Annotated in this window: 14 protein-coding genes; 7 read left to right on the top strand and 7 right to left on the bottom strand. The window is 70.2% G+C overall.

Annotated features, from left to right (window positions below; all coding sequences use genetic code 11):
• Positions 1–212 precede the first annotated feature (212 nt).
• The 3 genes from HA039_RS08670 to eccE all read right to left on the bottom strand — a co-directional run bounded on the left by HA039_RS08670 (position 213) and on the right by eccE (position 2676).
• Complete coding sequence (locus HA039_RS08670; protein ID WP_161306834.1) at positions 213–446, bottom strand: DUF397 domain-containing protein; 234 nt, start codon at positions 444–446, stop codon at positions 213–215.
• A 167-nt stretch (positions 447–613) separates the two neighbouring features.
• Entirely contained in the window at positions 614–1333 is a 720-nt protein-coding gene (locus HA039_RS08665) for a hypothetical protein (RefSeq protein ID WP_167026252.1), read from the bottom strand.
• Positions 1330–2676 carry a type VII secretion protein EccE gene (gene eccE / locus HA039_RS08660; RefSeq protein ID WP_208298570.1) on the bottom strand — a complete coding sequence of 449 codons (1347 nt, stop codon included), beginning with the start codon at positions 2674–2676 and terminating at the stop codon, positions 1330–1332. Before eccE ends, HA039_RS08665 begins: the two co-directional genes overlap by 4 nt.
• 183 nt (positions 2677–2859) lie before the next feature.
• On the opposite strand from eccE, the gene eccB reads away from it, so the two are divergent.
• From eccB to HA039_RS08625, 7 genes are all read left to right on the top strand, one after another.
• Positions 2860–4383 carry a type VII secretion protein EccB gene (gene eccB, locus HA039_RS08655; RefSeq protein ID WP_167026248.1) on the top strand — a complete coding sequence of 508 codons (1524 nt, stop codon included), beginning with the start codon at positions 2860–2862 and terminating at the stop codon, positions 4381–4383.
• A gap of 80 nt (positions 4384–4463) precedes the next feature.
• Complete coding sequence (mycP, locus tag HA039_RS08650; RefSeq protein WP_425086321.1) at positions 4464–5744, top strand: type VII secretion-associated serine protease mycosin; 1281 nt, start codon at positions 4464–4466, stop codon at positions 5742–5744.
• A 259-nt stretch (positions 5745–6003) separates the two neighbouring features.
• The gene (locus HA039_RS08645; protein WP_167026245.1) at positions 6004–6483 is read left to right on the top strand and encodes a hypothetical protein; all 480 of its coding nucleotides are present in this window, start codon (positions 6004–6006) and stop codon (positions 6481–6483) included.
• 1 nt (position 6484) lies between these two features.
• Positions 6485–8143: a hypothetical protein gene (locus HA039_RS08640; protein WP_167026242.1), complete on the top strand. Its 1659-nt coding sequence runs from the start codon at positions 6485–6487 to the stop codon at positions 8141–8143.
• Between the two features lie 49 nt (positions 8144–8192).
• Positions 8193–9443 (top strand): S8 family serine peptidase, encoded by a 1251-nt coding sequence (locus HA039_RS08635; protein WP_243869287.1) that lies wholly within the window; start codon positions 8193–8195, stop codon positions 9441–9443.
• Between the two features lie 74 nt (positions 9444–9517).
• Positions 9518–9877, top strand: coding sequence for a WXG100 family type VII secretion target (locus HA039_RS08630; protein WP_167026236.1), 360 nt, complete (start codon positions 9518–9520; stop codon positions 9875–9877).
• Between the two features lie 69 nt (positions 9878–9946).
• Entirely contained in the window at positions 9947–10246 is a 300-nt protein-coding gene (locus HA039_RS08625; RefSeq protein ID WP_167026233.1) for a WXG100 family type VII secretion target, read from the top strand.
• Positions 10247–10321: 75 nt separating this feature from the next.
• On the opposite strand, the gene HA039_RS08620 is transcribed toward HA039_RS08625, so the two are convergent.
• The 4 genes from HA039_RS08620 to HA039_RS08605 are packed head-to-tail and all read right to left on the bottom strand — an operon-like array spanning position 10322 to position 14737.
• Complete coding sequence (locus HA039_RS08620; protein WP_167026230.1) at positions 10322–11248, bottom strand: hypothetical protein; 927 nt, start codon at positions 11246–11248, stop codon at positions 10322–10324.
• Positions 11245–11994, bottom strand: coding sequence for a hypothetical protein (locus tag HA039_RS08615; RefSeq protein ID WP_167026227.1), 750 nt, complete (start codon positions 11992–11994; stop codon positions 11245–11247). Before HA039_RS08615 ends, HA039_RS08620 begins: the two co-directional genes overlap by 4 nt.
• Entirely contained in the window at positions 11994–14288 is a 2295-nt protein-coding gene (locus HA039_RS08610) for a DUF6571 family protein (protein WP_167026224.1), read from the bottom strand. The genes HA039_RS08615 and HA039_RS08610 overlap by 1 nt, the downstream gene beginning before the upstream one ends.
• Positions 14288–14737, bottom strand: coding sequence for a hypothetical protein (locus HA039_RS08605; protein WP_167026221.1), 450 nt, complete (start codon positions 14735–14737; stop codon positions 14288–14290). Before HA039_RS08605 ends, HA039_RS08610 begins: the two co-directional genes overlap by 1 nt.
• Positions 14738–14806: the final 69 nt, after the last annotated feature.

Genomic DNA, 14806 nt, shown 5'->3' with positions numbered 1-14806 from the left:
TGCCCCCAAGTGAACACGTAACCAACCCAGGTGCGTACAGCGATCGGTCAAATCGGTACATCTGCCTGCGAGATCACGACAGAACCCGCACAGAACGGGCGTACGAAGGCGACTTCGGACCGCACGCCCCGCACGGCGGAGGGGCACGCCCCCGGACGGAGCGTGCCCCTACCTGTTACCCGCTGTTCGCCGCCCGTCCCGGTCCGCCGGGCTCAGCGCAGATCGAACTCCCCGTCGCGCGCCCCGAGGACAAAGGCGCGCCACTCGGCCTCGGTGTACCTCAGCACGGTGTCCGGGTCCACGGACGAGCGCATGGCGACGGCGCCTTCCGGCAGATAGGCGATCTCGACGCGCTCCTCGTCCGCACTGGTGCCGGGCGCGCTGTGCCACTCGACGCCCGAGATGTCCAGGGCATACAGCTCGTCCTTCTCCTGCGCGCTCCCCATGAGACAAGCTTCCTTTCGGTGACGGCCCGTTGACGACCTCTTCCGGCTCGTCCGGTTCTTCCGGCATCTTAGGACGGCCCGGTAAGACTCCGCGACGGCGCGATTACAGCGCGTACCGGCCGGGTAGGAAGAACGGTCGTCCGGGCCGCGACGCGCCCGGACCCCGGTCAGTCCATCCGGCGGGCCACGCCCAGCAGCCCCGTCTCCGCGTCCGTCGCACTGGTCATCACCCAGTGGTGCTCACGCCCCGCGCACCAGAGCGTGACGCCGTCAGCCAGCGTGGGCAGCGCGTCGCTCTCGGCGCTCGACAACCCCAGGATCCGGCCGACCTGTTCGGCCTCCTGCGGCGAGACCCGCTGCACGCCCACGAGCGTCGAGCCCCGCATCAACCGCGGTGCCACCGGGCTCATGTACGGCAGCAGGGTCATCACCGACTGCCACGGCGACGACACCACCCGGCCGCGCGGCGGGCGCATCCCGCAGTCCCTGATCACCACCACCGGACTGCCGACCGACGCGCCCATGGGCGGCACCCGGCCCACCTCGTGCAGGGTGATGCAGTCCAGGCCCGCGCCCGCGGCCTGCGCCAGCAGCGTCCACGCCTGGGCGCGCCCCGTCTCGACCGCGACCCGCGCGCCGGTGCCCGCCGCGCGCAGCGCCAGCACCTGGGCCGTCCACAGGCCCCCGACCAGCAGCACGTCGTACGGGGTCGAGCGGTGGAAGCCCACCATCTGCGGGCGCCCCTCGGCGTCGTCGCCGATCACCACCCCGTCGTCCCCGACGGGCAGCGACAGCGCGCCGAGGTGGTCCAGCGCGATGGTGTGTCCCGCGTGGTGCGGGCCGCGCAGCCCCCGCAGGCCCCGCTTCGTACCGTTGCCCGCTCTCATCGCGCGCCTCCCAGCGGCAGGGTGGCCAGCACCCCGGGCAGCTGCTCGCGGTCCAGCCGTACCAGACCGACCTTCGCGTGCCGTGCGGCCTGCTCCAACGTCCGCCGCACGCGCACCAGTTCGGTGTCCGAGCCACCGGTGATCCGTACGTGCCCGCCGATCGACATCGTCCCGCGGTGCGCGCCGGGGCGCAGGGTGACACTGAACGTGGTGGCGAACGCGGGGGCCGAGGTCAGCAGTGCCACCAGCTTGGGCAGCGGAGTCGCCCCGCGCCCCAACTCGGGCCAGCGGCCCACGGCGTAGGTGGTGTGCCAGCGGTCGTCGCACCGCCAGACGCGGGCGGTCTCCGCGGTACGGCGCCGTGCCGCCGCGTCCGGCCGACCGGCGCGGGCCGACAGCGCGGGGCTGGCGCACGCGGAGGTCGCCATCGCGGAGTTGAGCTCCTCCTGGTCCAGGACGACGGCCCGGAACCCGGCCCCGGTGATCCGGCTGGCGACGTGGTCCGCCACCCGTACCAGGCACCGCTGGGCCCCTTCGACGCCGCCTCCGCGCGCGTCCACGGCCTCCCGGCACAGCTCGGGGTCCAGCTTGACCGCCACCCAGCTGAGCCGCAGCGCGGGCGCGCCGGTCTGCTCCTGGAGAGGCGCGTACGACAGCCGGGCCACCGCCTGCTGGGGCAGGTGCGGCGCGGGCGCCGAACGCACCTGCTGCACCAACTGCACCGATTCCACGGTGATGTCGTCGACCGTGAGGGCGTCGGCCAGCAGGGTGAGCGGCAGGGACCGCGCGCCGAACACCGGGCGCAGCCCGTCGCCGCTGGCCTCCACCCGTACCACCACGGTCAGGAACGTCCCGTCGCCGAGCATCCCGACCGTCCGGCGGTTCCGGTCGACATAGGTGAAGGGACGGAATCCCGGCACACTCTCCACGACGGGCGCGAGCGCGGGGTCGACGTCGGGGCCGCACGGCTCGGCGGGCCGGTTCCGCGCACGCAGCGCGCGGGCCGTCGACAGCCAGTCCTGTACGGCATGGCCCCGGCGGCGCGCCACGGCGACCAGCACCAGCACACTCGCCACGGTTACGGCCGGGACGAGCCAGAGGCCGCCGAGCGCGAGGCCGATCCCCGTCAGCGCGAGGGCGACCTCCACCAGCACCAACTGCCGCAGCTGGAAAGGCCCGAGGTGGCCGGCCCGGGGCCGGGAGCGCAGCGTCGTCCTCGCGGGGGCGACACCGGGCGATGCGCTCGCGGCGCCCGCCTCCGCGCGCCTGCCGCGCCGCCGGCCGGCGGGAGCGGGTACCCGCGCGGTGCTCCGTCCGTCGCGCTCGCGCGTCGCCGTACTCATCGCCGCCGTGCCCCCTTGCGCCGTAACTGCCATCCACCCATGGGCGTTGACCGGTCGATCACCCTACCTGAGCGGTCGGACGTCGGCGTCAGCATGCATAGTAGGGGGCCGGCGCGACACACAGGTCCTTCCGGCGCACGAGGGAACCCGGTCGCTCAGTGGGGGAAGAGGGACAGCGGACAGATGGCATCACGACGGGACGAACTCAACGCCTACACCTTCGCGAAACGAAGGCTGGTCGCGCAGTTCGTGCAGCCGAACTCGACCGGTTCGGAAGAGGGCGCGCCCCGTCCCCTGCGGGCGGTGCTGCCCGGTGTCATCGTCGGCGTCGTGATCCTCGCGGCCTTCGGCGCGTGGGGGATGTTCAAGCCCGTGGCGCCCAAGGGGTGGGCCGCGGTGAACGAGAACGTCATCATCGCCAGCAAGTCCACCACCCGCTATGTGGTGTTGCGGACCGGGAAGACGAGTCAGCTGCACCCCGTGCTGAACATGGCCTCCGCCAAGCTCCTGCTCGACCCCGACAAGGGCAAGGTCATCAACGTCAGCGAGTCGGTCATCGACCGGAGCGACCTGGCCCACGGCCCGACCGTCGGCATCCCCTACGCGCCCGACCGGCTCCCCGACGCCAAGGAGGCCGGGGCGGCGAAGCGCTGGGCGGTCTGCGAACGGCCGAGCGCGGGCGGCCGGGCCATCCAGAAGGCCGCGTTCGTCCTCGCCCAGCGCGAACAGGGCAGGACCGAAGGGGCGAATCGGCTGCACGGCGGTGAACTCCTCTACGTCGAGAGCCCGGACGAGGTCCAGTACGTCGTGGACGCCGACGGCAAGGCGTACCGGGTGAAGAAGGACGAACTGCTCCTGCGCCAGGTCGTGGGCGCCGACCGCAAGCCGCAGCGCGTCACGGCCGCCTGGCTGGAGACCCTGCACCAGGGCGGCACCATCGACTTCCCGTCGATCGACGGCGTGCCGGGCGCCGACGCGAACGCTCCCGGCGAACTGCTGCCGAAGGAGGCGAACAAGGTCGGCATGATCCTCGTCGCCCCCGTCAACTCCAAGAACCAGCAATACGTGGTGCTGCCCGGCCGGGTCGCGCCGATCACGGACTTCACGGCGAAGCTGCTGCTCAGCAGCAAGGAACTGGTGAAGGTCGGCCAGGCGGGCAGGGCCACCTCGGTCAGCCCCGGCGCCATCGAGCCCGGCGCGCCCTTCGGCCAGGACAAGGACTGGCCGCAGAGCGCCCCCACCCCGGTCAACGAGGCGGGCACCGACGCCGGCAGCCGTAACACCGTGTGCAGTGTGCTGCGGGACGTGGACGGCGCCAACGGCTCCACGACGCTGAGCACCTGGGCGGGCACCGACTTCCCGAAGTCCCTGCCGACCGGCTCCAGCGCGTATGTCACCCCGGGATCGGGCCAGTTGTTCCGCCAGTTCCAGGGTTCGTCGACCGCGTCGGGCTTCGTCTTCCTCGTCACCGACACGGGCCTGCGGTACGGCATGCAGTCCAACGGCGACAGCGCCGGCGACCGGCCCGGCATCGGGGCGGGTACGGCCCAGGAGCGCCAGGCGCGGCTCCAGGAGGCCCAGCAGGCGCAGAACCGCCTCGGCTACAAGGACGTGAACCCGGCGCCGGTCCCGGCCGCGTGGGCCACGTTCCTGCCGACGGGGCCGCGGCTGTCGACGGCGGCGGCCCGGCAGATCCAGGGCTCGTGAGCGCGGGCGTGAACGGGGGCGCGGGCGTGGGCACGGGCCTGAGCGCGTGCGTGAATGTGACGGGGAACGGGAGAGGGAGCGTGACGGGCAGCGTGGAACATAGGGCGCACACGGCAGGCCGCCGGATCCTCGCCACCACGGCCGCCACCCTGGCCCTCACCCTGGCCACCACCGCGGCGGCCCTCCTCGCCCTGCCCGCGTCGCCCGCCGCGGCCGAGGGCCCCACCGACACCCAGTGCACCTTCCCCAGCAAGCCGTACGCGGGCCGGCCCTGGTCGTTGCAGCGTGTCCTGCTGGACGAACTGTGGTCGCAGTCCACGGGCAAGGGAGTACGGGTCGCGGTCATCGACACCGGCGTCGACGTGAAGAACCCCCAACTCACCCGCGCCGTCGACGTCAAGAGCGGCCACAACGACATGAAGAAGGGCCTCAAGGACGAGTTCGGCAGCACGATCGAGCGCGGCAAGGAGAACGGCACCACGGACACCGTGGGCCACGGCACCAAGGTCGCCGGGATCATCGCCGCCCGCCCGAGGGAAGGCACCGGCTTCGTCGGCCTCGCCCCCGGGGCCACCATCATCCCCATCCAGCAGAACGACGCCGACGGCCACGGCACCGCCGAGACCCTCGCCGTCGCCATCGGCCACGCCGTGCAGGAACGCGCCGACGTCATCAACATCTCCCAGGACACCGCCAACGCCGTCGAACCCACACCGGTGTTGAAGCAGGCCGTGGAGGCCGCCCTCGACAAGGAGATCGTCGTGGTCGCCTCGGCGGGCAACGACGGCCTCGGCGGGAACGTGAAAGAGACCTACCCGGCCTCCTACGAAGGCGTGTTGGCGGTGGCGTCGTCCGACCGGAACAACGAACGCGCGGCCTTCTCGCAGTCCGGCGAGTTCGTCGGCGTCGCCGCTCCCGGCGTGGACATGATCTCCACCGTCCCCGGCGGCGGGCACTGCGCGGACAACGGTACGAGTTTCTCCGCGCCGTACGTCGCCGGTGTCGCCGCGCTCATCAAGGGCAAGCACCCGGACTGGACACAGGAACAGATCGTCGCCCAGATCGAACAGACCGCGGAACGCTCCATCCCGGGCCACGACCGCCTGGTGGGCTGGGGGGTCGTGGACCCCGTACGCGCCCTGACCGAGGACGACAAGCCCCTCGACCGACCGGTCGCCGACCGCGGCGCCGACCCGGTGGAGGCCCCCGCGGCGGCCCGGTTCCACCTCGGCGAGACGCCCGAGGAACGCACGACACGCCTCGCCACCTACGTGCTCGTGGGCGCGGGAGTGCTGGTGGCGGCGATAGCGGGCGGCGCGGTGGCACTGCGCGACGCGCGCCGTCGTACCCGTCGTACGTGACGCACCCGAGCATCTGACGCACCTGACGCGTATGCGCGCGTGCGGAGTTGCGAGTGCACAGCGGGGGCGCGGCGGCTGCACGGCGCGTGCACCGAACCCGTAACAGGAAGTCCCTCCGTGAACAACGCCCTTGGGGCTGTCGGAGGCGATCGCTAGAGTGGGATGCACAGGTGCGGTTGTTGTGTGCGGCACCACGATCGCAACGTAAGACCACTGAGGTGACTGAGGTAGTTGCGGTAAACGGGGAGAGGAACGAGGCATGGTGGTCCCTGCGGACGCCGGAGGAGGCGGGACGCCTTCGACCGGCGGAAGTGACCTCGAACGCGGTGTCGGCGCGCTCAAGCGCTTCCAGAGCCGTGTGAACGATCTGCTGGCGGACCTCGAGAGCGGGGCGGCCGGCGGCAAGAAGGTGGCGGCGCAAACCGTCGCGAGGGCCTCGCTCAGCGGGAGCAACGCGACGTTCTCGGAGGCGGACGGGCTGTACGCCCAGTACAACCGGGTGCACCAGTCGCTGGTCTCGCTGTCGCGCACGCTCGGGGACCAGATCGAGACCTTGAGCATCGGGGTGCACGCGGCGGAGGTCGGGCTCGACAACGTCGAGGAGAGCGTGCGGCGGCGGTTCGCGACGATCCAGGACCGTATCGGTCGGGAGCAGAAGACTCAGCGGGAGCAGAGCACGAAGACCGAGCATGGGGTCGGGGAGACGGACAAGTCGACCTACGACAACGGTTGGGGATGAAATGACCGACGGGAAGCCCGAAGAACTCACCCCCGAGGAACAGCACCAACAGGACGAGGCACGGGTCCAGGGTCAGCTCGGTGTCATCGATGTCACCCAGACGGTGACGTCGATCATGAGCAGTTTCTTCGGATCCGGCGGCGGCCCCGGCCCCTTCGCCAGGACCAGCTTCGAGGGTCACGACCTCAACGACATGATCGACCTGGTGAAGGCCGCCAACCCGGCGGACCTGGAGGCGGCGGGCCAAGCCCTCTGGGACGCCAGGGACGCGCTCACCGCCGCCTCGAAGGAGCTCGAGGACTACGTCGGGAACGTCGACTGGAAGGGTCAAGCGGGGGACGAGTTCCGCTCGTTCGGCCGTGATCTCGCCCAACACGCTCTCGGACTGGGTGCGTTCGCGGACGTTGCCGCCACGCAGATCACCGCTGCCGGCACCGGGCTGGCGTCCGTGCACAATTCGATGCCGCCCCGCGACACCCGGCTGCGCAAGCAGCGTGTCGAGGACATCGAGACCGTCAAGCAGGTGGAGGGCAACGCGGAGTACGAGGCCGCGAAGAGGGTGGAGAAGGACCGCCAGGAGGCCATCAACCAGATGAACCGCCTGGCGTCGTTCTACGCGGTCTCCGAACAGACGCTGGCCGCCCAGGAACCACCCAGGTTCGAACGGGTCCTCAAGGCCAACGTGCCCCCGCCGAGCAAGGCGGGTCCTTCGGTCCGCGCCAAGAGCGTGCGGGACCTGGGAGACGGTCCGTCGGACGAGTCCGGGGTCTCGACGGTGTCGACCCGGTCCGACTCCCTCGGGAACGCGGACCGGTCGCAGCGGGAGCTGGACACCGCCCGCCCGGTCGTCCCCGTGTCCGAGCGCGAGACGTCCGTCGAGATCGACAGTGTGGTGGCACCGCCCGCCACGCCCACCCTCCCCGAGACGTCGACGCTCCCCTCCTCGACAGGAGGACCGGGTACCGGTGGCGGGACCCTACCGCCCCCGGCCGGTGGGCCGGCGAACCTCGGCTCCCGAGTCGGGTCCGGGGCGAAGGGTCCGCAGGGGTACGCCAAGTCCGTGGGCCAGAGCGCCGGATCCCTCGGCAAGGGCGGCACCGGCCCAGCCAGTCGGGCCGGAGGGCCAGGTGCCAGTGGTACGGGGCAGAGCCCGGCCGGTCGCGCGGGCGGAGCCGGTCACCCTGTGGGTGGTCGCGCCACCGGGGCCGGTACCGGAGGAGCGTCGGGAGGCTCACGAGCCGGTGCGGCCCGTGGCAACGGCATCGTGGGCGGAAACCCGCAGCGCGCCGCCGGATCCACCGGCTCCCGTATGCCCCGGGGGAACGTCATCGGCGGCGAAGGGGCGGCCTCGGGCCGCGCCACCGGCGCACGGGCCGGCCAGGGAGCCATCGGGGCGAACCCGGCGAAGGCCCCCCGGTCGGGTGCGCGGGGCACCGCCGGTACGAACGGCGTGGTCGGTACGCCTCGCGGCGCCGCCTCGCGTGGCCGCCCCGGTGCGGGCTTCACGCAGGGCGGCTCGGGCCTCGTCCGCGGTTCCGGCGGAAGGCGGCCGGAGGACGAGGAGCAGGACGACGCCGTTTCGCGTCCCGACTACCTGGTCGAGGACGAAGAGACATGGACCGCCGGCCGGCGTCCCGCCGCGCCGCCGGTGATCGACTAGGCCCGGAGCGGGCACCACGGAAGGTTCGAGAGTCAGGATGACGGCAGGAATGAGCCCCTCCCCGAAGCGCGGCAGCAGGTTCCGTCCGGCGCGGCGGCAACTGCTCTGCGTGGTGGCCGCGCTGAGCGCGTGGACCCTGGGCATCGCCGGTACGGCTCCGGGCGCCTCGGCGGACGAGCGCTCCAAGCAGTGGTACCTGGACGCGATGCACGCCGAGGCCATGTGGAAGGTCACCACGGGTGAGGGGATCAAGGTCGCGGTCATCGATTCCGGCGTCAACCCGTCCACTCCGTCGCTCAAGGGCCAGGTCCTGAAGGGGGCGAACGCCACCACCGAGGACGGCAGCGGCTCCACGGCCGACACGAACGGCCAGGGAACAACCACGGCCGAGCTGATCGCCGGTACGGGAAAGGGCGGCGGCCTGCGCGGCCTCGCGCCGGGCGCCAAGATCATCCCGATCAAGCTGCCCCTTCTCAAGCACGACGAACTGCCCCAGATCAACGATCCGTTGAAGCAGGCCATCCGCGCTGCGGCGGACACCGACGCCCAGATCATCAACATCTCCATCGCCAACGAGCACGTGATCGGCGTGGACATGTTCGGGCAGCACACCGCACTCGAGTACGCCCTGAGCAAGGGAAAGCTGTTGGTGGCCGGCACCGGTGACAATGCGAAGGAGGGGAACAAGGCGCAGTACCCGGCAGCGTTCCCCGAGGTCGTGGGCGTCGCCTCCGGGAACCGTAAGGGTGGTGTGGCCGACTTCTCCCAACACGGCGGCGACGTTGACATCGCCGCTCCCGGAACCGACATTCCCCGCTGGTGCGACGCGACGTTCAAGAACTACTGCGACGACGGCGGTGGCTCGACCGCGGCCGCCGCGCTCGTCTCCGCTTCAGCGGCGCTGGTGTGGTCCCAGCACCCCGACTGGACAGCGAACCAAGTACTCCGCGTTCTTTACGACACAGCCGGTCGGGACTGGGGCAAGAAGACCCTCAGCACCTACCTCGGCCACGGGCTGATCCGCCCCCGCGAGGTTGTCGTCAACGGCAAGGGCAACCCCGGCCGTCCCGATCGCAAGCTCCTCGTCGACGAAGTCTTCCCCGTCGTCTCCCCCTCCGCGTCCGCATCACCTTCGTCCCCGCCCAAGAAGGGCAACCCAGGCTCCGAAGCCGTCGTGGCAGGCTCGGCCGAGAAGACCTCGGACGGCGGGCAGTTGGGCCTGATCCTCGGCGGCGTCGCGGTGGTGGTGGTCCTCGCGGGAGGGACCTTCGCCGTGCTCCGCAGGCGCCGTACCGCCTGACGACACACCGTACGTCCCCTCGACCGGTGGGACACCTCCCCACCGAGAACCAGCCCCAGGAAGGGAACCATCGCATGGCAGTCCAGAAGGTAAACGGTGTAGCGCTCAAGTCGCTCCAGGGCGAACTGACCAAAAGCTTCGACGACGTCAAGGGCCAGCTCCACCGGCTCCAGGCGACGATCGACAGCCTCGAAGGCCACTGGGCGGGCATCGGCGCCGGGGCCTTCAACGTGAAGCAGACGCAGATCAACAACAACATGGTCGGCATCGGCAACCTGCTGCTCAACTTCCAGGAAGCCATCGAGGCGGCCCGCACCATCGCCGGCAACACCGACGACGAGGTCGAGGCGGCCCTGCGCGGGGTGGACGTGGTCGACGGTTACTCGGGCGACGCCGGCGCGGAGAAGGCGACGTCCAACCTCAACCGCTACTGACAGCTGCCCCCGACCGGACAGCCGACCTGATCGACGGAACCAGTAACAGCAGCAGGAGGAAGGACTTCCATGGCGCAGAACGACGGCACGATGATCGTCACGTACACGAGGCTCGACGACGCCGCCCGGGACATCAAGACCCAGGCGGACCGGCTCGACCAGAGCCTCAAGGCCATCCAGGCGAAGATTCGCTCGGTGTCCGACCTGTGGGAGGGCGAGGCCCGCGAGGCGTACAACGGCGCCCAGGCCAAGTGGGACAAGGACGCGATGGCCATCCACACGGCCCTGCTCCAGATCTCACGAGCCGTCCAGGAAGCGGCCCCGGCGTACAAGGCCGGCGACCAGAAGGCCGCCTCGAACTTCCACTAGTCCGAGCCGCTCGCACGGCACGGCAACACGAGGCGGAGTGGGCACACGCGGGAGGCGCCCACTCCGCCTCGCTCCTCACTTCCTGAGGAGCAGCGGCAGGTCGAGAATCTTCAGCTCGTCCGCCGGCCGCATGCCGCTCTTCGCACTGTTCTTCCAGGTCATGGAGACGATGGGCAGGCTGGCTCCGGTCACCTCGACCTCGGACCCCGCGTACCGCTCGCCCGCGGCGGTCTTCTCACGGAGCTTGCTCCGCAGGTTCCCCGCCGCCGCCTCCGACCGTGCGGCGACGCACAGCGTCTCCGTCGGCGTGCCGTCCTCGCTGATCTGTCCGCCGATCGCGATGAGTGTGGCGTCGGCGTTCTTGTCCTTCCCGAAGAACGACGCCTGGTAGACCTTCGCCCCGAGGCACTCCGACACCGCTCGGTACGAGGGGTCGTCGGCGACGGTCTTCCCTCCCACCGGTGCGGGGCTGAGGACGTTCTCCGCCTCTCCGAACACCACGGCGTCCTCGGAGACCTTGGCGTCCCTCCCCTCCCCGGGCCGGAGGTGGACGCCGTAGTCGGTCTTCTCGGCGCGGTAGTCGCGGCGGGCGAACGCCTTGCTGACGGCGTCCGGGTCGAAGTCGCCGGTGAGCCGTTGGGCGGAGTCCCCGACGGTGAGCGTCGCGGTCAGGTCGCCCTCGTCGAACCCGTAGACGTCCTTGAGGGATTCACCGCTCTCAGGACGGAACTGGTCGAACTCGGGGACCAGATAGGAGGCGAAGTTCGCGTACAGCTTGTTGTCGTTCTTCACGAGATCCCGTGCGCTGCGCACGTCCACATAGATCACCGTGGTGCCGCCCGCCGAAGCGGGCACAGCACGCAGCGCACCGTCCAGCCCGCCGTCGCCCGCACCACCACCCCCGGATGCCCCGTCCCCACCCGACGAACAGCCGACGACGGCTGCCATGCAGGCCGCCACGGCGGCCAGGCCAACACCGCTCCTCCGCAGATGCGTTCTCATACCCCGGACTCCTCTCCTGCGGGGACCTGTTCAGGCAACCGCGCATCGCCCGCGCACCCCAGTTCGTCGGCGACCCGCCGCGAAACGGAGTTGAGCACCGACATCCGGTATGTGCCGGCCGGGTCCCCTTCGATCTGGGCGGGGGTGCTGAAGAGGCCCGCGTTCACGTACGGGGTCTCGGCGGCGGCGCTCCCTGTGCCCTTGGTGGGGCATCGGAAGTACAGCGAGGTGGAATTCTCTTCCTTGGCATAGGCCAGGACGCCCAGGGGGTAGTACGTGAGGTCCCGGGCGCCGTTCTCCACGGCCTGGCGAGCGGGGACGGTGCTCGCTGCCTTGAAGTCCATCTCGACCAGCGGCTGACCGCTTTTGTCCCCGGCCTTGTACACCGTGCACCTGCTCCGCAGGCCGGTGTTGTCGTGGAGGTGCTTCGCCGCCCGTGCGACGGAGAACGCGTTCGGCTGACCCGCGTCGGTCGTGCCGGTGAGTTCGGTGAACCGGTCGGTGCCGCCCAGGTGCTTCAACGCCTCGGCCGCTGTCGCGTCCAGGGCTCCGTCACAGATCCGCTCCGCCGTGACGCCCGGGGGAGCCTGATCGTCGTCGGAACCGTCGGAGCAGCCGGCCGTCGCGAGCAAGGCGGCCAGGACGGCCGTCGCCACCGGGCCCCGGCGCGGCACACTGCGTGACGGGAGGGTCAGGAACGGCACGGTCCGGTGGGGGTCGGCGGCCTTGAGATGACGCACATCCATCAGTCCTTGTATGGCGGACGGCCGCGAAGGTCGTCCTCGTCGGAGCCGGTCGAGAGATACGTGGTCTTGAGGTCCCGCACCACGTCGTCCGAATCGGCCTGACCGCTGTACTTGGCCGAGTCGTCGAAGTACTGCGCGTAACTGTCCCCGAGGTTGTCGGTGCCCGCGCGGTAGAACTGCTGGCTCGTGAGCTGGGCCTTCGCCGTGGAGTCGGACTCGGCCTTGTCGACGGCCTTGTCGGTTTCCTGCCCGATGAAGGTGTTCAGTGCCTCACCGGCCATGTCGGCGGCGATGGGAGCGACCACGATCCCGACAGCTGTCGTTCCGGGCAGGGGGATGGCGGCGATCCCGCCACCCACAATGGCTCCCGCCGCGAACTTGCCCCAATCGGCCGACCGGCCGAGCGACTTGTTCGCCTCCTCGGCCTCGCCCGCGAAGTCCGTCTCGGCCTGTTGGACACGTGCGTGGTCGAGGATCCCGCGTGCCTCGGCCTCCATGAACAAGGCGTCCTTGCCGTGCTCGTAACTGGCCTGGTCCGTGGGTGGATTGGCGTCCAGCAGGCTCAGCGTGTAGATGTGCTGGCCCGCGGTCACGATGCCGTGGGAGGTCTCGTTCTGCCCGAGGACGCTCAGGAAATTGATGGCGCCCTGGTTACCGAAGTCCGCACGCCCCGCGTACCTGGCGGGAAAGTCACCGGCATCCTTCGCGTGGTCCCCGATGCCGGACAGGCCGTAGTCGATGTCGTCGATGTACGCGGAGCCCATCTTGCCCAGACTGTCGGCCAGTTCGGGCTGGTCGTGCAGCATCTTCGGGCCGTCCTCGCCGCCGTACAGATAGGCGACCTGCTCCATGACCCCGGCCGTCTCCGCCGTTCGGTGATCCAGGTTGCCCGGTGTCAGGGGGTCCTTGCCGGAGGCCGAGGTGGCGTCGTAGGAGTATCCCGTGGTCGCCGCCTCCAGCGCGTGGCCCAGTGAGTCCCGCCCCGCGACGACCTTGTGGTCGCCGTCGAGTGTGGTGTCCGACAGCCAGATGCGCTCCTTCGTGAGGTACTTGAGGTGGTCGTTGACCTCGGAGTCCTTGTCGACGGTGTCGCCCGCGCCGCCGGGCTGGGCGAAGAACTGCGTCGAGGCGTCCGGGTTGTGGCCGAGTGCCTCCAGGAACCCGGTCATCGGGTCGCGGCCGCGGTCGTTCTTGCCCCAGTAGTTCAGGTCCCCCTGGTTCCAGTTGTTGATCCAGGGGTTCGGGTCCTTGACGTTGTGTTCCTTGTCGAACGCGACGAGCTTGTCACCGTAGTCGTTGAGGAACTGGTCGTCGTAGTCGCCGAAGCGCATCAGGTTGCTCATGACGGCGAAGCCGCGCGGATCATTGGCGTCGTCGATCCCGAGCGGGTCGGGGCCGAGCTTCACCATCTGTCGCTCCCACTCCTGCATGGTGTCGCTGTCGGAGAGGGTGGCGGTCCCGAGAGTGATGCCGAGGTTCTTCTGGAACTGCTTGGCCAGCTCACCGCGCTCGGGGTCGTACGAGGGCATGTACGGGTCGGCGATACCGGCGTAGAACTCCAGCATCCTCTTCGGACCGACGTCCGTGGCGAACTTCTCGGCGAAGAGCGGGTCGTTCTTGTAGGTGGCCAAGGTGCTGTTGAGCTGGTTCAGCTCGGTGTTGGTGACGTCGTGCGGGTTCTTCTTGAGGATCTTGGCCAGGTCGTCGGCCGCCTTGACGGCCGCGGCCGCCGAGTCGCGGTCCGCGTAGGAGGCGTCGGAGAACCCGTAATCGGCCTGGTCGACGATCAGGCGGAGCGCCTGCGCCGCCGTGTTGTCGCTCTCGGTGGCCTTGCCCAGGATGCGCTGGACCTCGTCCCGCAGGGCGTCGACGTCCTGCTGCCCGTGCTCGGGCACGGTGGTGCCCTTCGCGGCCCGGTCCGGGTGGATGTTCATCGTCACGGTGAAGGACCCGTTGCCCGTGTCGAGCACGGTGAGGTTCTTCTTCAGGCCGCGTTCGATGGCGAGATTCAATTCGTTCCGGTAACTGACCAGCTCACCGTGCGTGTCCGCGAGGATCTTGGCGATGGTGTCGGCCTGGGTGCGTGCGTCCGCGAACTCACCGGCGGTCTTGTCGATGAACGTACGCGAGACCTGTGCGTTGACCCCGGCCCAGTTGGCCTTGTCCGCCTTGGCCTTGAGGTTTTCCTGCGCGTCCTTGCGCAGTGCCTCCAGTTTCGTGACCATCTGCCGCCAGTCGGTGATGGCCTCGCCCAGGGGGGAGAAGTTCCCGAAGCGCAGTGCGTCGAGGTCCATCACTGCCCCTTTCGCTCGTCGAAGCCCTTGTCCAGCTCGGAGATGCTGCTGAGGGTGCCGGCGATGTACACCTCGTCGCCGGCGTGGGCCGCCTTGGTGTAGTCGAGGTGGTTGGAGATGTGCGCACAGGCGTCCAGCAGCGTACGGACCTGGTCGACCCAGCGCTCGGCCACGTGGTCCAAGGCCCCGCCGAGCGCGAAACCCTCACTCTTGAGGCCACCCGCCGCCGTCATCGACGAGACCCGGGCGTGGTCGGAGAACCGGTCGAGATCGCCGAACAGCCGGTACGCCGCGTCACCGATCGCCGCGAGGTCCTTCTGGTCGACCCTCAGGTCGCCCTCGGGGACCGGGCCACCCCCGGGTTCGACAGGCACCTGGTTGAGCCGCATCCGCGTCGAGTGCTCCTGGGCCGTGTCGGCCTTGATCTGTTCCCATTCGTCCCAAGCCATCAAGATTCTCCCCACGTCTCGTGCCGCTTCCCCGCCGACCGCCGGCCGCTCCCGCACCCGGACAGTCCG

Source organism: Streptomyces liangshanensis (assembly GCF_011694815.1).
Classification (GTDB): Bacteria; Actinomycetota; Actinomycetes; order Streptomycetales; family Streptomycetaceae; genus Streptomyces; species Streptomyces liangshanensis.
This window is presented reverse-complemented; position numbering and strand designations above follow the sequence as displayed.